General features: G+C 67.3%; 14 protein-coding genes and 1 tRNA gene. 11 read left to right on the forward strand and 4 right to left on the reverse strand.

Going from position 1 to position 20,298, the window contains the following annotated elements:
* The 8 genes from FJY73_09970 to wecB form a co-directional block, all read left to right on the forward strand.
* Positions 1-238: FemAB-like protein (locus FJY73_09970; GenBank protein MBM3320989.1), on the forward strand; the 238-nt coding region annotated here is incomplete at its 5' end.
* Positions 235-1,626, forward strand: a complete 1,392-nt coding sequence (locus tag FJY73_09975; GenBank protein ID MBM3320990.1) for an O-antigen ligase family protein — start codon at positions 235-237, stop codon at positions 1,624-1,626. The genes FJY73_09970 and FJY73_09975, both read left to right, overlap by 4 nt.
* Complete coding sequence (locus tag FJY73_09980; protein ID MBM3320991.1) at positions 1,623-2,804, forward strand: DegT/DnrJ/EryC1/StrS family aminotransferase; 1,182 nt, start codon at positions 1,623-1,625, stop codon at positions 2,802-2,804. Before FJY73_09975 ends, FJY73_09980 begins: the two co-directional genes overlap by 4 nt.
* On the forward strand, positions 2,801-3,922 hold the full coding sequence (locus FJY73_09985) for a glycosyltransferase family 2 protein (protein MBM3320992.1): 1,122 nt from the start codon (positions 2,801-2,803) through the stop codon (positions 3,920-3,922). Before FJY73_09980 ends, FJY73_09985 begins: the two co-directional genes overlap by 4 nt.
* Positions 3,901-4,890: a polysaccharide deacetylase family protein gene (locus FJY73_09990; GenBank protein ID MBM3320993.1), complete on the forward strand. Its 990-nt coding sequence runs from the start codon at positions 3,901-3,903 to the stop codon at positions 4,888-4,890. Before FJY73_09985 ends, FJY73_09990 begins: the two co-directional genes overlap by 22 nt.
* A 25-nt stretch (positions 4,891-4,915) precedes the next feature.
* Positions 4,916-6,151 carry an ATP-grasp domain-containing protein gene (locus FJY73_09995; GenBank protein MBM3320994.1) on the forward strand — a complete coding sequence of 412 codons (1,236 nt, stop codon included), beginning with the start codon at positions 4,916-4,918 and terminating at the stop codon, positions 6,149-6,151.
* Positions 6,152-6,154: 3 nt separating this feature from the next.
* Positions 6,155-7,384, forward strand: a complete 1,230-nt coding sequence (locus FJY73_10000; GenBank protein ID MBM3320995.1) for an asparagine synthetase B — start codon at positions 6,155-6,157, stop codon at positions 7,382-7,384.
* Entirely contained in the window at positions 7,381-8,502 is a 1,122-nt protein-coding gene (wecB, locus tag FJY73_10005) for a UDP-N-acetylglucosamine 2-epimerase (non-hydrolyzing) (protein MBM3320996.1), read from the forward strand. Before FJY73_10000 ends, wecB begins: the two co-directional genes overlap by 4 nt.
* A 12-nt stretch (positions 8,503-8,514) precedes the next feature.
* Here wecB and FJY73_10010 read toward each other — a convergent pair whose 3' ends face one another.
* Positions 8,515-9,762 (reverse strand): glycosyltransferase, encoded by a 1,248-nt coding sequence (locus FJY73_10010; protein ID MBM3320997.1) that lies wholly within the window; start codon positions 9,760-9,762, stop codon positions 8,515-8,517.
* Positions 9,759-11,066, reverse strand: a complete 1,308-nt coding sequence (locus FJY73_10015; GenBank protein ID MBM3320998.1) for a glycosyltransferase family 4 protein — start codon at positions 11,064-11,066, stop codon at positions 9,759-9,761. Before FJY73_10015 ends, FJY73_10010 begins: the two co-directional genes overlap by 4 nt.
* A gap of 228 nt (positions 11,067-11,294) precedes the next feature.
* On the opposite strand from FJY73_10015, the gene FJY73_10020 reads away from it, so the two are divergent.
* The 3 genes from FJY73_10020 to FJY73_10030 all read left to right on the forward strand — a co-directional run bounded on the left by FJY73_10020 (position 11,295) and on the right by FJY73_10030 (position 19,080).
* Positions 11,295-13,379: a tetratricopeptide repeat protein gene (locus tag FJY73_10020; GenBank protein ID MBM3320999.1), complete on the forward strand. Its 2,085-nt coding sequence runs from the start codon at positions 11,295-11,297 to the stop codon at positions 13,377-13,379.
* A gap of 355 nt (positions 13,380-13,734) precedes the next feature.
* Positions 13,735-17,886, forward strand: coding sequence for a fibronectin type III domain-containing protein (locus FJY73_10025; GenBank protein MBM3321000.1), 4,152 nt, complete (start codon positions 13,735-13,737; stop codon positions 17,884-17,886).
* Positions 17,887-17,988: 102 nt separating this feature from the next.
* On the forward strand, positions 17,989-19,080 hold the full coding sequence (locus tag FJY73_10030; GenBank protein ID MBM3321001.1) for a PD40 domain-containing protein: 1,092 nt from the start codon (positions 17,989-17,991) through the stop codon (positions 19,078-19,080).
* Here the strand turns inward: FJY73_10030 and FJY73_10035 are convergent.
* Both FJY73_10035 and FJY73_10040 read right to left on the reverse strand, forming a co-directional pair.
* Positions 19,078-19,150 (reverse strand) — tRNA-Lys (locus tag FJY73_10035). The genes FJY73_10030 and FJY73_10035 overlap by 3 nt on opposite strands.
* Positions 19,151-19,209: 59 nt before the next feature.
* Complete coding sequence (locus FJY73_10040) at positions 19,210-20,229, reverse strand: tyrosine-type recombinase/integrase (protein MBM3321002.1); 1,020 nt, start codon at positions 20,227-20,229, stop codon at positions 19,210-19,212.
* Positions 20,230-20,298: the final 69 nt, after the last annotated feature.

Below are 20,298 nucleotides of genomic sequence, written 5' to 3' on the forward strand. Positions count from 1 at the left end.
CGCGACCGTCTTCGATTTCGGCCGATCGACGCCGGGGAGCGGGACGTTTCGGTTCAAGGCTCAGTGGGGGGCCGAGCCGAGAACGTGTTTCTGGCACTACGCCCTTCTTCGGATCCGCGAGGTGCCTGAGAAGAACACCGATAGCCCGCGCCTCCGGTGGGCGGTCGAGGCGTGGAAGAAGCTTCCCGTCCCGATCGCGAACCGGATCGGGCCGATGATCGTGCGGAGGATCCCATGAGCGGGGGGGAAATCGGACGGACGAGGACAAGCGGCCCCGCGAGGCCCGTTTGGATCTTCGTGGCGCTCCTCGCGATCGCGGCGGCCGCCTCGGCGATCCTCTTTCTTCCCGCCGCAGTCGGTTTCGCGGCCGCGATCGCCCTCGTCCCCTTCCTCGCGATCGCGCTCGGCGTCCTCCGGCGGCCGTATCTCGGCGTCCTGCTCATCTACATGCTCGAGTACGTCCGCCCGCAATCGTTCATCGGAACGCTCGAGCCGCTGCGGCTGCCGCTTCTCGCGAACGCGGGGCTCTTCCTCGTCCTCCTCGTTCGCGTGATCCGCGATCCGAAACACTCGATGGTCTGGCCCCGGCAGGCGACGACCCTCGTTGTCCTTCTCGCGCTCATGGCGATCTCCGTGCTGACGTCGAGAAACAACCACTGGGCGTTCCAAGAGTTCCGCGTGATGCTCACGATCGTGATGCTCTTTCTTCTCACGGTGAACTACGTGGACACTCCCGCGCGCATGCGCGGTCTCATCGTCCTCCTCGTCGTCGCGCACCTCTTCCTCTGCGGCAAAGGGGCGTATCAGTACATCGTCGGAACCCCCTGGGGAACGACCGGAGTCGTCGGTGGAAGCTTCCTCGGAGACGAAAACGACTTCGCTCTCGCCCTCGTGGTGATTTTTCCGTTCGCATACTTCGCGGTCGCCTCGGCCCGGACAGCGGGCCGCAAGATCCTATGGACGCTCGTCGCTCTCGCCTTTCTCCTCTCGATCATGCTCACGATGTCGCGAGGCGGGTTCGTCGGCATCTCCGTCACGCTGATCGCGTGCTGGATTCGGAGCCGAAGGAAAATCCTCGGGGCGCTCGCCCTCGCGTTTCTGGTCGGGACGGTTGCGCTCATCGCCCCGGCTCGCTACTTCGACGAGATTCGCTCCATCCAGCAAACGGACGAAGGGACCGCGCACAAACGCCGGGAGTACTGGATGGCGGGGGTCCGCATGTTCGCGGAGAACCCGCTGATTGGGGTGGGCCCCGGCAACTCGCCGCTTCTCATGCCGCAGTACGTCGATCTTCCGCACCAAGGGAGGCACTGGGGGCGCGCGATGCACGGGACGCTCCCCCTTCTCCTCGCCGAGATGGGGACGATCGGGCTTCTCATTTACGGGGCGTTCTTCTTCCAGTGCGCCGGCGATTTGCGCCGGAGCTGGCGGGAGCGAGGGAGAAGTCCGGAGCGGCGGCGATTCACTGAATACATGGCGAACGCGACCGGAGTGTCGATCGTCGGCTATCTCGCCACCTCCATGTTCCTCTCCGCGCTCACGTATCCGCACCCGTATGTTCTTGCGTCCTTCTGCGTCCTCCAACGGCGACTCGCGCGCGGCATCGACGAGGAGGCATCCGCATGAAGCGCCGTCTCCCGCCCGCGGGGCTCCCGCTCCGCACCTCGCATGTGATCGGTGCGCTCGCCGGATGGGCGCGCCCGAGGGAAGCGCGCGAAGCGCTCGAGAGAGAGATCGCCCATCTCTTTCCGCAGCGAGCCGCGCGCGCCGCAGTCTCCGGACGCGCGGCGCTCTTCCGGGCCTTTCGTCTCGCGCGGGAAGAACGCCCGCGCGCGGACGAGCTCGTGCTCGGAGGGTACACCTGCTGGTCCGTGGCGGCGGCGGCGGTCCGCGCGGGATTCCGGCTCCGCCCGGTCGATCTCGATCCGGCGACGCTCGACTTCGACGGAGGGAGCCTCGATGGGATCGATTTTTCCCTCGCGGGAGCGATCGTCACGCACCACCTCTTCGGCCTGCCGAACGACCGGGGGGTCCTCCTTCGCGCCGCCGCCCGATCGGGCGCTCCTCTCATCGACGACGCGGCGCAAGCCTTCGGGGCGGAGGAGGGGGGGAGGCTCGTCGGCGGGGCGGGGGATGCGGGGGTTCTCTCCTTCGGGCGCGGCAAATCCCTTCCGGCGCTCGGCGGGGGCGTCCTTCTTCTTGATCGGGAGAGCCCGCTCGGACGGGGGGCGCCTGCGGACGACCGGATCGCGCGAGGGACCGCCGCTTTCTGCCGCGCCGCTGCGCACCGGGTCTTCTTCGCGCCGTGGGCGTACGCGTGGATCGCCGATCTCCCCTTCCTCAGGATCGGCGAGACGATTTATGACCCAACGTTTCGCATCGGAGCGATCGATGGGTACACGGCCGCGCTCGCTCTCCATATGTTGAAGACGCAGCGGGCGATCGTCGCGCGCCGCCGCGAGACGGCAGCGGCCTACGCCGCGCTTCTCTCGGATTCGAAAGGCGTTCGGATTCCGATTCCGCTCCCCGGGTCGGCGCCGGCCTATCTCCGCTTTCCGGTCCTCGTGCCGCCGGAGAAACGGGGGGAGATCCTCCGCCGGGGGCGCCCGCTTGGGATCGGCCCGTCCTATCCCGCGCCGATCGCGCGGATCCCGGGCCTTCCGCGCGGGGCGCTCGCCGGAGAGCCCTCTCTTCCCGGATGCGAAGAGATCGCGCAGCGTGTCGTGACGCTCCCCACGCACCCGCTCGTGACCGAGACGGATCGAGCGAAAATCGCGGCTCTTCTTCGAGAGGTGTGCGGATGAACGCCGCCGCGGTTCTCTTCTGGTGCTCGGCCGCGGTCGTCGTCTACGCGTACGCGGGGTATCCGCTCGTGCTCCTCATTCTCGCGTCCTTCCGCGAACGGCCGGTGCGACGCGAGCCCCGGACCCCTCCGCTCACGGTCGTCATTCCCGTCCACAACCAAGCGGCTGCGATCCGGCGAAAGCTCGAAAACCTCCTCGATCTCGATTATCCACGCGAGCTTCTTCGGATCGTGGTCGCCTCGGACGGATCGACCGACGAAACGGAGAGGGTCGTCGCATCGTTCGCCCCCGCCGGCGTCCGCCTCGTCCGGAGCGCCGAGCGGCTCGGGAAGGAAGCCGCTCAGAACCTCGCCCTTCCCGAGATTCGCGGAGAGATCGTCGTCTTCACCGACGCGACGATCCTCTTGGAGAAGCGCGCGTTTCGAGCGATCGTGCGCGCCTTCGCAGACCCGGAGGTCGGCTGCGTGTCGAGCGAGGACGACGTGCCCGGCGCCGGTGAGGGGCTCTACGTCCGCTACGAAATGGCGATCCGCCGCTGGGAGAGCCGCATCCGGACCCTGATCGGGGTGAGCGGGTCGTTCTACGCGGTGCGCGCGGAGCTCGTCGAGCGGACCGACCCGCGTTACACGCGCGATTTTCTCCTCCCGCTCCTCGTCATCGAGAAAGGGATGCGCGTCGTCTGCGAACCGGAGGCCCGCGGGCGTTTTCTCCCCGCGCCTTCGGCCGGCTCCGAGTTCCGCCGCAAGACGCGTACCGTTCTTCGAGGAATGGATGTCCTCGCATATCGGAGAGGTCTCTTGAACCCGTTCCGCCATCCGTTCGTCGCGTGGGCTCTTCTCTCCCACAAGGGCGCGCGCTGGGCCGTCCCTTGGGCGCTCCTTCTCGCGCTCGCCGCGAACGCGGCTTTACTTCCGTCCCTCTTCTACGGAGTGTGTTTCGCCCTTCAATTGTTTTTCTATCTCTCCGCGGGCGGGGCGCTTCTTTCGCGCCGGTGGGCGGGGCGCCTCCCCGGGAAAGCCGCCCTCTTCTTCACCGCCACGAACGCGGCGGTCCTCGCGGCGGGAGTCCGCTATCTCGCGGGAGAGCGGGCGGTCGTATGGGAACCGACACGACGATGAACGTCCTTCGCGGCGCGTGCGCGCGCATCCTCACGGCGCTCGGTCTCGACTCCCGGCGCCTCGCGCGTCGGCTTCGCGCGAACGGGAACCGGCTCGTTCTCGTCCTCCATCGTGTCTTGCCGTCGGAGGCCGACGGAGATCTCTCGCCTGCGGGAATGGTCCTCGCCGCGCCCCGCTTCGCGCAGCTCCTCGATCGGCTCGGGGACGCGTTCGATCTGCCGACGCCCGAGCGCTTTCTGGCCGGCTTTCCGGAGCCGCTCGCGCACCCCTCCGCGCTCGTCACGTTCGACGACGGATGGGCGGACGTGGCTCGCCACGCGATCCCGGAAATGCGTCGCCGTTCGATCGCCGGCGTCCTTTTCGTCTCCGCGCGACACGTCGAGGACGGCGCCCTCTTCTGGCCCGAGCGTCTCCGCGAAGCGGCGCGGCGGCTCGGCCCCCGGCGTTTTCGGGCGCTCGGCGGGGCCGACCTCCCCGCGTGGAAGGATGCGGGAGGCTGGGAGAGGCTCCTCACCCGATACAAGGAAAAGGCCGAGAAGGAGAGAGAGGAGATCCTCGACCGGCTGGAACGCGAGTCGGGAGGGCCTCCGGCGGAGCGGCGCATCGTCTCGTGGGAGGATCTCCGCTCGGCGGCGGCCTCCGGCATCGAGATCGGAAGCCACGGGATGAGCCACCGGATCTTGACCCGAATCCCGGATGAGGAGGCGCGGCGGGAGATCGGCGATTCGCGGCGAACGATCGGGGAGAGGCTTGGGACGGCGCCCCGCCTCTTCGCCTATCCGAACGGAGACCGGAGCAAGAAGATCAAGGAGATCGTGCGCGAAGCAGGCTACGCGTTCGCTTTCTCGATTCGCGGAACACCCGGCGATCGTCTCGATCTTCCGCGGATCAACCTTCACGATCGGAGTGTGAGCGACCGGCAGGGACGCTGGAGCGAAGCTCGGCTTCGCCGGACGCTCGGGAAGTGAGAGCAGAGAAAGGGAGGAACTTGTCGTGATCGACATCGTTCGGCGCCCGCGGGATCTCGCTCGTCTCGTGGATTGGGCCGCGACCCGAAGGAGCGAGCCTCCGGCCGCCGTGGTTCTCGGCGCGGCGCCAAACGGCCTCTCTTTCGCGCGGAGCATCGGGAGGCGCGGCGTCCCGGTTCTCCTTCTCGATGGGCCGAAACCGGAGTCCGGTCTCCGCACGCGCTACGCCCTCGCCGCTCTCCTTCCCGATCCGGTCGATGAAGAGAAGCGCTGGCTCGAGATCCTTGATGCGATCGGAGCCGCGGCTCGCGCGCGCCCGGTTCTCATCCCGACGGGAGATGCCCATGTCCTTCTCGTCTCGCGCAACCGAGCGCGCCTCGAACGGGGATTCCGGTTCGTGCTTCCGGCGCCCGAAATCCTCGAGCAGCTTCCCGACAAGAGAGCTCAGTACGGTCTCGCGGAGAAGCACGGGATCCCGGTGCCGCGGACCGTCTACCCGTCGACCGAAGGGGAAGCGGAGCGGGCGGGGAGCGAGGTCGGCTATCCGTGCATCGTGAAGCCCCACGTCGGCCACCTTTGGAGGCGCCGCAAGGAGAAGAAGCTCGAGCAGGTCGGAGACGCCGAGGCGCTCCTTCGCATCTTCCGCGAGGCCTCGGGGATCGGCCAATCGGTGATGATCCAGGAGATCATCCCCGGGGGGGACGACACGCTCTACGGTCTTCTCGCCTACTACGACCGCGCATCGCGTCCCCTTTGTCTTCTCACCAAACGGAAGCTGCGCCAATATCCGGTCGGCTACGGGGACGGGAGCTTCCAGGTAACGCTCCGCGTCCCGGAGGTCCGCGATCTCGGCGACCGTTTCTTCCGCGCGCTCGGCTATCGAGGCCTCGGAAGCGTCGAGTTCAAGAAGGACGCGCGAACCGGGGAGTACAAGCTGATCGAGATCAACCCGCGCTCGGTCTCCGGGCAAGGGATGACGACCGCGGCCGGCATGGACATTCCCTACCTCGCGTACCTCGACATCGGCGAGGTGCGAAAGGTGGAGGCGACCGAGAGCTTTCGCGAGCACGTCTACTTCGTCAACGAGCGCTGGGACCTTCTGTCGTTTCTCGAGAACCGAAGGCGCGGGAGCCTCACGCTCCGCTCCTGGATCGGGAGCTTCCTCGGCCGGAAGGTCGCGTGCGCGTGGTTCTCGTGGAGGGATCCGCTTCCCGCTCTGTGTGTGGCTGCAAGGGTCATCCGCAATCGACTGGGGCGCTAGGCGATGTGCGGGATCGCCGTGAGCGTGCTCGCGCCGGGTCACTGTCCGCTCGAGGAAACCCGCGCTGTGCGCGCGATGATCGACGCCTTTCTCCATAGGGGTCCCGACGGATCGGCGGTTCTCGCGGACGAGGAGAACGGCGTTCGCTTCGGGCACGCGCGGCTCGCGATCGGCGATCTGTCGGAGAACGGCCTCCAGCCGATGACGAACGAGACAGGCGATGTCTGGCTCGTCTGCAACGGAGAGGTCTATAATCACGCCGCCCTCCGCCCGTCCCTCGAGGCGAGAGGCCACCGCTTTCGCTCGCGAAGCGATTCGGAGGTCATCCTTCACCTGTACGAGGAACACGGCGCGTCCCTCATCGATCATCTGGACGGGAAGTTCGCCTTTGCCGTGTGGGACGCAGGGAGGCGCATCCTTCTCCTCGCGCGGGACCGACTCGGCGTCAAACCGCTCTATTATCACTCCCGAGGAGAGCGCTTTCTCTTCGCCTCCTCTCCGAAGGCGATCCTCGAGCACCCGGACGTCGGGGTCGACCTCTCGCGCGAGGGGGTCTGGCACTATTTAACCTTCAACTGTCTGCCGGCCCCCCACACGCTCTTCGCGGGGATCCGGAAGCTCCCGGCCGGATGCCGCCTTCTTCTCCGCCCGGGACAGGAACCGCGCGTCGAGACCTATTGGGATCTCCCTTCCCCCGTTCCCCATGCCGGCGCCCGCGGGGATGCGGAGGAGGAGCTCCGCACGCTTCTTCGCGCGGCGGCAGAGAAGCGGATGATGGCCGATGTTCCGGTCGGCGCTCCTTCGCTGCTCCCCAACCTCCTTCTCGCGCGCGAGGCGCGGCGAGACGGGATTCCCGTCGTGCAGGTGGGGGAGGGGGCGGACGAGCTCTTCTTCGGGTACGCGGCCAACCGGAGGGGACTTCTCCTCCAGCGTTTCTTCTGGAAACACGTCGCGGATCTTCCCCTCGGCGCGAGGCGCGCGGCGCACCGCGCTCTGGAAGGCCCGCTTCGTTTCGCCGGGGACATCTCGCCCGAGAACGCGCTCGACCTGACGCTTCGCGAGGGTTTTCGAAGGAGCGCCACCGGCGAGCGGGGCCTCTTCGATCCGCAGGAAACCCGTCGCCTCTTCGACGAACACCGGAGAGGATCGCCCGCGGCGTTCTATCCGATCTGGACCCTCTTCATCCTCGCTTTGTGGCATGATCGTTGGATCGCGGGGAGGCGCGGCGCATGACGCGAGAGCGGGTTCGCCCCGAATCGAAGCAGGTCGTCCTCGTGTCCGGCGCCCGGCCGAACCTCATGAAGATCGCTCCCGTCGCGCGCGCGCTCCGGAGGAACTCGCTCTTCGCGGTGCGCCTTCTCCACACGGGGCAGCACTACGACGACGAGATGGCGCATCGCTTCTTCCGCGATCTCGGGCTCGAGCGCCCGGACACCGATCTCGGCGTCGGCTCCCTCTCGCACGCCCGCCAGACCGCGGCGATCATGGAGCGCTTCGACGAGCACCTCGACCGCGAGAGGGCGGACCTCGTCATCGTCGTCGGGGACGTGAACTCGACGATCGCCTGCGCGCTCACCGCGGTGAAGAGAGGGATTCTCGTCGCGCACGTGGAAGCGGGCCTCCGGAGCTTCGACCGATCGATGCCGGAGGAGATCAACCGAATCCTCACGGACGCGATCGCCCACTTTCTTTTCACGACCGAGCGAAGCGCGGGGGAGAACCTCCGCCGCGAGGGGATTCCGGTGGAGCGCGTCTTCTTCGTCGGGAACGTGATGGTCGACACGCTCCTCGCGCATCGCGACAGGGCTCTCGCCGAGCCGCGCGTCTCGACGCGCCCCCCCGGAAGCTACGCGCTCGCCACGCTCCATCGCCCCTCGAACGTCGATCGCGAGGAGGACCTTCGCCAGGCGGTCGACATCCTCCTCGAAGCCGCTCTTCGGGTTCCCGTCGTCTTCCCGGTCCACCCGCGCACGCGGGAGCGGCTCGAACGATTCGGTCTTGTCCGGTCGCTCGCAGCGCCAGGCGGGATCGATCTTCTCCCGCCCCAGGGCTACCTCGCCTTTCTCCGCCTCATGGCGGAGGCGCGCGTCGTGCTCACCGACTCGGGCGGCATTCAAGAAGAAACAACCGCGCTCGGCATCCCGTGCATCACCCTTCGAACGACCACCGAGCGCCCGATCACGGTCGAAGAAGGGACGAACGTGGTGTGCGCGCGGGACCGGGAGAAGATCGTCGCCGCATTGGAAGAAGCGGTCGCCGGCCGCGGCAAGGCAGGGCGCGTTCCGGAGAAATGGGACGGGAAGGCCGCGGGACGGATCGCCGCCGTTCTCGACGAGAAGCTTTCTGGATAAACGAATCCGAGATCAACCCGCCGCGCGAGCCGCGCCTCGCGGCGCCGCGAGCCGGATGCGGTCGCGGATCAGGAGATCCATCCCGAGAACGATCCGCTCCCAATCGTGCCGTCTCGCCACCGCGAGGCGTCTCTCTCGCGATGCGCCGGGCGATTCGGCAAGAGCCGCCCGGATGCCGGCTGCGAACGCGCCCGCGTTCGGCGCGCTCCGAACGAGGTCGCCGAACTCCTCGCAGCAAGGAAGAGGAACCGATACGACCGGCTTTCCCGCGGCGAGATACTCGTGCAGCTTGAGAGGATACCGGTGGCGGGTCTCCGCCGAGACCTCATAGGGAAGAAGCCCGACGTCGAACGCTCCGATCATCGCGGGAATCTCCTCGTTCCTCCGCGACTCGAGGAGGTGCACGTTCGGGAGAGCCGCCCATTCGTCGAAGAGAGAACGGCTTTCGCGCGTCACGACGAGGACGGGCCCGGCGAAACAGAAGGAGACGTCGGGGAGAAGCCGCGCAACGTCGCGAAGAAGGAGAAAGTCGAGCTTGTCGCAGACGCGGCCGATGTACCCCGCGCGCGGCCTGCGGATGCGCTCGAGCTCGTCGGGCGCCGGAAGCTCGCGCACGGCGGCGAGCGAAAAACGGTCGAACGACACGCCGTTCGGAACGAAATGAACATTGCGATGGGGAGCGGCCTTCGCGTTCTGCAGGCTGGGCGACACGCAGAAGACGAGGTCCGCGCGGTCGAGGAGAATCGCCTCCTCGGCGCGGAGGCGCTCCTTGTTCGCCCCGAGGTATCCGGCGTACTCGTCGAGGACGTGATACACGACGAGTTTCTCGTCCAACCTCCCGATGTACCCGCGGAACTTCGGGTGGAGAAGATAGAGGATCGGGTTCTCCCCACCGATTCGCCGGAGAGCTCCTCGTAGCGCGCGAATCCGAAGATCCTGAATCGTCCGCACGAGCGCCCGCGGCTTGTAGAAGGTCGGAAGATGCCGCGGATAGCGGAAGAGATAGAGGTGATCGCGAAGATGGCGGACGCCGCCGTACTTTCCGTTCGGGGCGTAGCGGCCCCCGAACACTTCGGTCCGCTCGAGCGGAGGAGCTACGAAGAGGACTCGGTTCCTTCGCGCCAGACGGAGGAGAACCTGGTTCCACGTCTCCGTGCCCGACTCCCACTCACTCCAACCGAAGCAGACGATCGTCTCTCCGCGGAGCCTCTCCGCGGCGGGGTCGATCGAGAGAGGAAGCCCCTCGTCCCACGGCCTCATGGGACCGCCTCCTCGAGGACCTCGGCGAGCGCCCCGGAGAGCCGCCGGAAGTCGAAGCGTTCCGGACGCTCCGGGCGCGACAGCCCTTCCCCGCGGAGCGCCTCGAGGAGGGCCGTCTCGATCCCTTCCGGGTCGTCGGGCCGAACGATCCGCCCGGCCCGCTCCTCGCGCACGACCGTCTCGGTCGCCCCGCCGGTCACGAGGGCGAGGATCGGCTTGCCGAGAGCCATATACTCATAAAGCTTCCGCGGAACCTGCAGATCCGTCCCGGCCTGCACGACGAGAAGAAGGTCGGATGCCGCGAGTCGCCGGAGCGCCTCGCCGCGCGAGACCTTCGGCTCGAAGCGGACGACGCTCGCGAGAAGGGGGGATTCGAGAAGACCCCGCCACGGCATCCCGCCCGAAGTGCTTCCGACGAAAAGGACGCGAAGACGGTCGGGGGAGATCGCTCCCCGCTCGAGGAGCGCGCCGACGGCGCGAAGAAGGGGAGAAGGGTCGCGCGGCCCGTACAAGGTTCCCGCGTGCGTGATCGTGAAGGGCCTGTCCACGGCGGGCCGATCCAAGGGAGGGAGCGCCTCTTCCGGATCGTAGCCGTTCGTGATCGTGACGAGCTTCCCCGCGCATTCCGGAAAGCGGGCGGCGAAGTCGGCGCGCATCTCGTCCGTGGTCGCGACGACGCGGGCGGCGTTAGAGAGAACCGCCGCCTCGAGGAATCGATCGAGCGGACGGACGAGGGAGAGAGAACGATCCGGCGCGAAACGGCTCGAGGTCCAGGGGTCGCGGAAGTCGACGATCCACGGGCACCCCGTGAGGCGCGCCGCGAGAAGAGCGGCCACGTGGCCGCTCGCGGGCGGGGAGGAGGAGTAGATCGCGGAGACATCCTCTTCATCGATGATCCGGAGCGCCGCGGAGAGAGCGGAAGGAATCCAGCCGACCTGACGATCCGGAACCGTGAGAAGATCGCTCACCCAATCGCGCCAGCCCCCCGTGCGCTCCTCGCCGCCGCCGTTCGTCGGCACACCCGCATTCCCCTTTGACGGACGGCCGCGGAGGCGGTCCCTCGCGCGGAGAACGAGATCGAGGGGCTCGATCGCGCGCGTGCGGACCACTCGGGTGTCGGCCGGAAGCGCGGCGAGCGGCTCGCGGTCGAGAATCCCCGGCGCGCGGAGCGTCTCCGCCCGGACGGTGAGAACAACCGCTCCCCAGCCGTGGCCCGGGAGATAGCGGGCGAACTGAAGCGACCGGTACGTTCCGCTGGTCGTCAGCGGCGGAAAGTGATAGGCGATCATGAGAACTTTGCGCATGCGTCTCTCCGCGTGCTCCCCGCAGGGCAGCGACCCTACCCCTTCACAGTATCGTCCATCGTGCATGAAGAAAAGAGGGCAAACTGACCGCTCGGGCCCGGTTCCGCGGCTCCTGGAGTGCCCCCCGCCGCGTTCGCGGGGTTCCTTCCGGCTCGATCGGCACTTCCCCGCGCATCACTCGTCGGGTAGACTCGCGGAGGACCGAGGTCCGAAAGGAGGCGCGAGGGCGTGCGAAGAGCGATCGTGGTGCTCCTCGCGGGAGCGATTCTCGCGCACGCGGGGATCTTCCGCTGCGGCTGGCACCTCGACGACAACCACACGATCGTTCGAAACGAGGCGATCGGCGATCTCGGAGCGGCCTTCCGCGGCCTCCTCCTCTCGAACCGAGGCCTCGGGAACCTCACCTTCACGCTCAACTGGCTCCTCTCCGGCTCGGACACGTTCTTCTACCATTTGGCGAACCTCCTCATTCATCTGGCGAACGGGCTCCTCGTCCTCGCGATCGCGCGAAAGCTCGCGCCGATCGGTCCTCGCCGCGACCTTCTCGCGCTCGGGGCCGGAGCGCTCTTTCTCTTCCACCCGCTCGCGACGAACTCCGTGACCTATATCGTTCAGCGGTATACTTCTCTCGCAACGTTCTTTTATCTCCTCGCGATCGCCGCTTATCTTCGCGGGAGAGAAGGGCAGAAGAACGCCCTCCTCCTCGCGATCGCGGCCGCCCTCGCCGCCTCGCGCATAAAAGAGATCGCGCTCACTCTTCCTCTCGTTCTCGCCTGGACCGAGTGGGTCTTCCCTCATGGGCGGGGCGCGCGCCGTCTTCTTCGCGTCCTTCCGTTCGTCTTCGTCGCGGGGCTCATCCCCGCCACGCTGGTCGGCGCTCGTCTCGGCCTCGGCGAGGCGCTCTCCGAGGCGATGCGCTCAGGGACCCGCGAGACGGCGGAGATCGGGCGCATCCCGTATTTCTGGACGCAGATGCACGTGGTCACGACCTATCTCCGACTTCTCGTACTTCCGTACGGCCTCACGCTCGACCACGACTATCCTCTGACGATCGGTCCGGACGCGGCGACGCTCGCGAAGGCTCTCTTCCTCGGCGCGATCGCCGCTGCGGCGCTCTGGGGACGCCGGCGCACGCCGCTCGCAAGCTTCGGGGGCGGCTGGTTCTTCCTCACGTTGCTCGTGGAGTCCTCGGTCTTCCCGATCCGCGACGTGATCTTCGAGCACCGCACCTACCTCCCGTCGGTCGGCTTCTTTTTCGCGGCCGCCGATCTCGCTTCGCGCGCGCTCCGATCGAGACGCCTTCTCGTCGCCTCGCTCGTCGCCGCATCGGTCGCGCTCGGCGTGCAGACCTCGCTCCGAAACCGCGTCTGGAAGGATGAGATCACACTCTGGACCGACTGCGCGGCAAAGGCGCCGCGAAAGGCGCGCCCGCGCGCGAACCTCGCCTATGCGTGGATCGACCTCGGGGAGAAGGCCCGGGCGCGCGAGGCTCTCGAGGAGGCGATCCGCATCGGGCCCGCGTATCCGGAGGATCTTGTCACGCTCGCCGAGCTTCGCTTCGAGACGGGCGATCTCGGCGGGTCGGAAGAGGCGCTCCGGGAGGCCCTCCGCCTCCGGCCGGAGTATGGGAGAGCGAGGCGGAACCTCGCGCAGGTCCGTCTCGCCAGGGGAGACGAGGTGGACGCTCTCAGGGAGGCAGAGGAAGCAGTCCGCCGGGAGCCGACCTACGCAGCCGCCTGGCTTCTTCTCGGGCGGCTTCGGCTCCGTTCAGGGGATGCCGAGGGCGCGGCCCGCGCGGCGGATGAGGCGTCCCGAGTGGGCGGAAGCACGATCGAGGCGGTTCTCCTCGGCGCGGAGGCGGACGCCGCTCGCGGGGATGGAACGGCCGCGCTTCACCGCCTGACCGCGCGCGACGTTGAGGGAAGTGGAGGGAACAGGGAGGACCTCGCGCGCGTCATTCGAACCCTCAGCGAGCTCGGAGACATCCGGCAGGCGATCGAAGCGGCGCGCCTCGGGGCCACATGGTTCCCGACGGATTCCCGGTTCCCCTACTACGCGGGAGCATCCCTCCTCTCCGCCGGACGGCCCGCCGAGGCGGCGGAGGCCCTCCAAGAGGCCAGGGAACGCGAACCGGACAACCAAACGATCCGCGGGCTCCTCGCCCTCTCTCTCGCTCGAGCAGGAAGGTCGGAGGAAGCCGCGCGCGAGGCCCGTTCGGTGCTCCAGGTCGATCCCCTAAACGCCGATGCCAAGGCCGTTCTCGAGGAGATGGAGCCCCTTCGAGAGGGCCCCCGCCTCTCCGCTGGGAACTGATCATGGGGTGTCTCTCGGCTTGCTTGTCCCGAAGTGCCCAGCATTCTGCCGACTGGTCATTTTCTGAGCAAGTCTCTCGCCCGGGGTTATTGTCCGGACGAACATGCCCCCGCGCGAGTCTTGTATCCCACGAAACAATAGAGCATTATACTACGGGTGATCGATCGGTGGTCCTCGGTCGCGGCATACCCCTTGCATTCCGGATCTCCGCCGGGCGGGAAATGGGCGCGGCCGCCCCTCCTTTCTTATGATCATGGCCGGGGGGTGTTTCCTGCGTCAACGGGGTTTGCAGCGGGGGAAGCCGGTGGGTCGTATGAAATGCAGGGCGCGCCGCGTCCCTCCGATGGGGAGCGCTATGCTCGCCGCTGTGCTTCTCTGTGTGGCGGGGGCGACGCGCGCGGCCGACGTGGAGCTCCGATGGACCGCGCCGGGAGACAACGGGTCGAGCGGAACGGCCGCCGGCTATGACCTCCGCTTCCGCTCGATTCCTCCGGGGGCCGACACACTCTCGTGGTGGAATGCCGCCTCAGAGGTCCAGGGCGAACCCGCTCCCGGCCCCGCGGGAACGGCACAGTCGGTCGTCGTCGGCGGCCTGACGCCCGGGGCTTCGCTGACCTTTCTTCTCCGCACGTTCGACGAGGTCCAGAACCTATCCCCGTTCAGCAACATTTTACACATCACAGTTCCCGAGGTTTCCGATCCGGGCGATCCGCCCCCGACGCTTCCTCTCGAGATTCGGAACGTGCGGGTCGACTCGATCGGAACAAAGGCGGCCCTCCTTCGGTGGGAGACCGAGCCGGGGGCCTTCGCGTTCGTGCGCTATGGGCCGAGCACGTCCTACGCATGGGCGACCAATCCGGGGCGGGATACGACGCGAACCCATTCCGCCCATCTGAGCGGTCTCGCGGAGGGAAGTACCGTCCACTTCCAGATCGTCGCGTACGTCGCCGGCGCAAGAGACTCGACGGAGGATTCCTCGTTCGTCCTGCGGAGCGTTCCCCCTGCGCGCATCCGGGACCTCGCCGCCGCGCAGGGCCCGAGTTTCGGCGAAGCGCGTCTCACTTGGACCGCCGTGGGCGACGACTCGCTCGCGGGCCAAGCGTCCTCGTACGATCTCCGCTGGAGCCGGAGCGCGATCTCCGAAGCGAGCTGGGGCCAGGCGACGCGCCTCGCGACCTTCGCGCCGCTCCCCTCCGGCTCCCCCGAGAACCGGGTCTTCGGGTGGCTTCCGGCGGGGGAGACGTGCTATTTCGCCCTCCGCGCGGTGGACCAGGCAGGGAACGAATCCGCGCTTTCGAATCTCGCTTCGGTCGCGCTTGCGGCGGACACGGCCGCGCCGATCCTCTCGAACATTCATGTACAAAACATCACGCCGAACTCCGCGCGGATCTCCTGGTCGACCAACGAAGCGGCGGACAGCGAGGTCCGTTACGGGAAGACTGCCGCATACGAGCTTGGGAGCGTTGGGGAGAGCGCACGCGTCACGACGCACCTCCTCACCCTCTCGGGGCTCAACCCGACGACGGTCTACCATTTCCAGGTCCGGTCCGCGGATGCCGCGGGGAACCTCGCGGTCTCCGATGACCGTACATTCCAGACGGGGACCCAGGTTCCCTCCGAGGACCCAGTCCTCTTCGGTCTCGCGCTCGCCGCTCTCTCCGACACGGACGCAGTCGTCGTCTTCTCGACGAACATCCCCGCGTTCGGGTGGATCGACTTCGGGCTCGACACGACGTACGGGACGACGGTCGCGGGGGCGGAAGAGACGACCGATCACTCGCTCCGACTCGCGCCGCTCACCCCGGGCGAGACGTATCATTTTCGCCCGCGCGCAACGACTACTTCCGGAGGCGCCGCCTCGAGCGAGGATCAAACGCTCACGACCTATGCCGATTCGGAGGGACCTTCGATCGAACAGGTGGAAGTCGCGTCGGTCGGTCCGACGAGCGCGACGATCCGCTGGAAGACCGATGAGGCATCGATCGGCCGCATCGAGTACGGGCTTACTCCCTCATACGGCTCCTTCTCTTCCTCGGGCGCGCTCTACGCGTACCAGCACGAACGAACGCTCGAAGGACTCGCGCCGGGATCGCTCTTTCATTTCCGCATCCGATCGAGCGACCCGTGGGGGAACGAGTCAAGCTCGGAGAACCACACGTTCGCCACGCTCGCGCTAGGCGATCACGAGGCCCCGATCATCACCGCTCTACACATCGAGGAGACGACGGAGACGTGCGGGACGATTGTCTGGGAAACGAGCGAACCGGCCGACGCGCAGATCGAGTACGGCCTCGCGCTTCCGTACGCGCTCGCGACCCCTCTCGCCGAAGCGCTCGAGACCAGCCATCGTCTCACGTTCTGCGGGCTTCTTCCCGGGACGACGTACCACTTCCGCGTCCTCTCGAGGGACGCGTCCGGAAACCTAGCCGCTTCGGGAGACGCGCTCCTCACCACGCTCGAGGGAGAAGAGCCGCCCCTTCCCTTGATTCAGGATGTTCGTCTGGAGGATCGTTCCTCAACCGGCCTCACGGTCGTCTGGGAGACGGACCGGCCTGCGATCGGGCAAGTCGAGTACGGCCCGGGTCCTTCCTTCGGCTCGTTCAGCGCCCCGGAGAACTCCGCGCGCGAGGAGCACGAGGTTCGCATCGAGGGGCTCGTCCCCGGCATCGTCTTCCATTTCAGGGTTCTCTCGTGGGTCACGGGGGGACCGACCGCGTTCTCCCAGCCGGACTCGTTCCTTCTCGCTCCGGACGTCGACCTCGAGCCGCCGGTGATCTCCGGGGTCGAGGTCGCCGTGGTCACGGATTCCTCGGCGGAAATCGTGTGGACGACGGACGAGCCGGCGGACGGACGGGTCGAGTACGGCGCAGGGGCCGCTTACGACCGGACGACGGCGCTCGACACGGCCCGCACGACGACTCATCGCGCGCGCCTCGAGGGTCTTCTCCCGGCGACGACCTATCGCTTCCGCGTGCTCAGCGCGGACCGCGCCGGAAACCTCGCGTATTCGATAGGCGAAGCGTTCAGCACGGAAGGTTCGATCGACGCGACCGCCCCGCAGATCGAGGGGTTCGCGGTCCAGGAACTCGGGGGCGGCTCGATCCGCGCGACCTGGAGCAGCGACGAGCCGGCGCGCGGGTTCATCCGCTATGGGCTCGACTCGACCCTCACACTCTCGACCGCGCCGGCTGCCGGGTTCTCAGTCCTCCATCAGGCCGACGTGCACGGGCTCGCGGCGGGGTCGCGCTTCTTCTTCCAGGCGGCGGGAACGGACGCCGCCGGAAATGAGGGGCGTTCGTCGATCGTCGCGCTCCTCGTCGGCGCCGTGGCGGACACCATCCCCCCGAGCATCGCCGGGGAGCTTCATGTGCGCGCCGGAATCCGCGACGCGGTCGTTCTCTGGGCGACCGAGGAGCCGACGAACAGTCGTGTCGAGTACGGGCCGGACACGACGCTTGGACATTCGGCCGAGGAGGAAGGCTATCATCTGACCCATGCGTTCACGCTCACGGGCCTCGAGCCGGACGCGATCTACCATTTCCGCATCGCTTCACGCGACGCCGCGGGAAACCTCTCGTCGTGGGGGGGGCGCACCTTCGCGACCCTCGCCGACACGGCGGCCGTCCCGCCCGTCGTTCTCTCGTGGAGGCTTGTGGAGGCGGCCTCGTCGCACGCCGTGATCGAGTGGTCGACCGATCGGCTCTCGATCGGGCAGATCGAGTACGGGACCGGAGGCGTTTTGACGCGCGCGACGCCGTTCTCCCGCTCCTTCGCGACCTCGCATCGGGACACGCTTCGGAACCTCCAGGCATCGACCGTTTATATCTATCGCATCCGCGGGCTCTCGCCGGAAGGGCTCTTCTTTTCCGCCCCCGCGGACAGCTTCCGGACGGGCGAGGATTCCTCGCCGCCTCCGCCGCCGGCCTTCCGAACGGCGGTCGAGATGGACGGGGAGATTCGGCTCTTCTGGGAGGCGGACTCGAGCGAGACGCCGCACACGGTCGTCCTACATCGCCGCTTTCTCCCCGGAGGGGAGTGGACGACCGTATGGGTCGCGGCGGGGAAGGACACGCTCTTCGTCGATGTCCTCCCGGCGGATCTCGGAAGCTACCGAAAGGCGGAGTACTACCTCGAGGCGTTCGACGCGTACGGGAACCGCTCGACCGGGGAGTCGATCGAGGTGGAGCTCCCCGCTCCTCCGGCGCCGAGCCTCGAGGCGTCTCGGCTCCTTCCGAATCGCCCGAACCCGTTCAACCCGACGACCGTGATCCCGTTCGAGATCTCCGCGACGCCGGGCGCCTCGCATCGGGTTCGCATCGCGGTCTACAACGCGGCGGGAGAGATGGTCCGGCTTCTTCTCGACGAGACGTTTCCCGCGGGGACGAGGGGCGAGGTCCTCTGGGACGGGTCCGACTACCGAGGCCGCCCGGTCGCGAGCGGCCTCTATTACTGCCGCTTCGATGCGGGTGCCTACCGCGACACGCGCCGCATGACGCTGATTCGCTGATCCGCTCTCCCGGGCGGTCGGTACCCTCCCCGTGCGCGCCGTTCCCTTCCCCGTGCTATCCTCCCGAGAGAATGATGAGACCTCAACGAGGGGGAGGTTTCCGTGTCGGGTTTTCCAGTTCGGCGGCGAGCCTTCGCGCTTCTCTTTGCATGCCTGATTCGTGCGCTCCCGAGCGCCGCCGGCGTCGACGAAGGTCCGCCGACCCGCGCGGCCCCGACCGGGCTCACGAACGCCCGCCTCCTCCACGACGACCGCGACGGGGGCTGCACGGGTTTCCTCTGGTCTCCGGACGGCCGCTGGCTGGCGATCGGAGCCACGGGCCGCGGAGTCGTTCTCCTCCGCCCCGGCGAGGAGGACACGACCTATACCTTTCCGGCCGGGTGGGTCGGTCCCTATCGGATGTGCTGGTCGATCGACGGCCGGAGCCTCTACTACTCCGAGGATCTTCCCCGAGAGGCTTCCCGTTGGCGTCGCCTCTACCGCATCATGAAGATCGTGCCCGGGTCGTTGAGCCAGAGCTGTTTCGTCGATTCGCTTCCGTGGCCGGCGAGGCCGCACGCCGTTCCCGGAGGGATCGGGTTCTCCGACACGCACGGGGAGCACCCTCTCTTCCTCTACGAATCAGGAACACCCCTCGAAGAGACCGAGTCGCTCTTCTTCGTGCAAACCTGTTGGCGCGACGAGTGGGGATCGACCCTGGATGTGTACCTCGTGCGTTCCTCCGGTCGCACGCCCCTCCTGCAGGAAGAGGGGGGAAGACACCGCCTGCTCCAGGCGGTCTCTCCGGCCTGCGACCGGGCAATCGTGATGGGCACGCCCGGCCTCCTCGTCGCAGATCTGGACGACGGGGAGGCGAGGGTGTACGCGGAGGGTTACACGTGCGATTTCGCGCAGTGGCATCCGGAGGGGGACTGGGTCTTCTTCTGCCACACGACCGACGACGGACACCGGATCCTGACGTCCGACATCTACGCCGTGTCGACGGCGACCGGTTCGGTGCGCCGCCTCACGGACACCCCGGCCATCGAGGAGAGGGTCGCGGTCTCTCCGGACGGACGGAACATGGTCTTCCGGGCGACGCCGGGGGCATGGATCGCGGAGATCGTGTACGACTCGACCGGGACCGGGGAGGGGACGAACGTCCGCCCGGGCCGCGAACCGCGCGCGGAGACACACGAGGAGAACGACGAGTGAGCCGTGCAGGATTCGAACCTGCGACTTCCTGCTTAAAAGGCAGGTGCTCTACCGACTGAGCTAACGGCCCACGTGGTTGTCAGTCCATCGGATAGCCTGATTCTCGTCGATCGCATTCTAGCCTTCCTGCTACGGATTTGCTACAGTTTTTCCCGCCGAACCGCCCGTACCCCAGAGCCGTTCTGCTTCCGACCGCACCATCTGCTCGGAGAAGCGGGCGTATCTCTGGGTCGTCGTCACGGACTTGTGGCCGAGGATTTCCTGCACCGCCTCCAGCCTCCAACCCTCGCGAAGCATCATCATCGCCGCCGAATGACGAAGCATGTGGATATGGAACCTCCGAACCCCTGAGCGACGCCGAACGGTCCGCGTGAACGATCCTTTGCTCTTCGCCGAGAAGGGGACGAGCGGCCCGATTCGTGCACGGATCTCCGATGCGATCTCGGGCCGCAGCGGAATCCGTCGCACGTCACCCGTCTTGCCGATCTCCACCTCGATCATTCCGTTCCGCACGTGCTTCCTCTCCACCTTGACGAGGTCTCCCCAGCGGAGTGCTGTGGCAAGACCGAGCCGAACCACGAACCCGTGCGGGTCGGCGATCGCCACGAGGGCATCCGTCTCCTCCTCGCTCAATGCGTCGGGAAGCCGAATCGGGATGCGGGGAAGGAGTCGCCTCGGCATCGGGGAAACGGACAAGTACCCCGCATCGACCGCCCAGTTGAACATGCACCGAACATCGGAGAGAACGTGCCGCACCGTTTCCGGCGAAAGGCACTTGCCTCCACGCGCCGGCATCTTCTCCAACCAGAGACGGTAGCTTCGCAGATCGTCGTCGTTGATCCGTTCCGCTCGTTTCGCGCCGAAGAAGGGGACGAGGTACTTCCAAACCCACGACGCGGCAAGCCGGCCGCTCGCCTGGTTGCGGGCCGTGGGAACGTAGGTCTCCAACCAGCGGAGCGCGAGCTGCTCGATGAGAAGGTCGCTTCGCTGCGGAAAGCCGTCCCGCTTCTTGAGAAACTCTCGATAGCGACGGCATGCCTCGACCCTGTCTTTGCCAAACGATATCCACCGATCCTTTCCGTTCCGGCAGTCCCGCATGAAGAACGTTCCGTTCGACCGCCTCTTCAGTCCTCTCGGGAGCTTGGGCACCTCAAGCCTCCTTTCTAGCCTTTGCCTCAAGCCACCGTCGGACGCCTAGCGGTCGAACCGTATGCGGCC

It is taken from the genome of Candidatus Eisenbacteria bacterium (assembly GCA_016867715.1).
Lineage (GTDB): Bacteria > Orphanbacterota > Orphanbacteria > Orphanbacterales > Orphanbacteraceae > VGIW01.

Bases quoted from the DNA above. Each gene is read 5' to 3' on its own strand.
- FJY73_09975 (MBM3320990.1), top strand. From the start codon at position 235: ATGAGCGGGGGGGAAATCGGACGGACGAGGACAAGCGGCCCCGCGAGG.
- FJY73_09980 (MBM3320991.1), top strand. From the start codon at position 1,623: ATGAAGCGCCGTCTCCCGCCCGCGGGGCTCCCGCTCCGCACCTCGCAT.
- FJY73_09985 (MBM3320992.1), top strand. From the start codon at position 2,801: ATGAACGCCGCCGCGGTTCTCTTCTGGTGCTCGGCCGCGGTCGTCGTC.
- FJY73_09990 (MBM3320993.1), top strand. From the start codon at position 3,901: ATGGGAACCGACACGACGATGAACGTCCTTCGCGGCGCGTGCGCGCGC.
- FJY73_10000 (MBM3320995.1), top strand. From the start codon at position 6,155: ATGTGCGGGATCGCCGTGAGCGTGCTCGCGCCGGGTCACTGTCCGCTC.
- wecB (MBM3320996.1), top strand. From the start codon at position 7,381: ATGACGCGAGAGCGGGTTCGCCCCGAATCGAAGCAGGTCGTCCTCGTG.
- FJY73_10010 (MBM3320997.1), bottom strand. From the start codon at position 9,762: ATGAGGCCGTGGGACGAGGGGCTTCCTCTCTCGATCGACCCCGCCGCG.
- FJY73_10015 (MBM3320998.1), bottom strand. From the start codon at position 11,066: ATGCGCAAAGTTCTCATGATCGCCTATCACTTTCCGCCGCTGACGACC.
- FJY73_10025 (MBM3321000.1), top strand. From the start codon at position 13,735: ATGCTCGCCGCTGTGCTTCTCTGTGTGGCGGGGGCGACGCGCGCGGCC.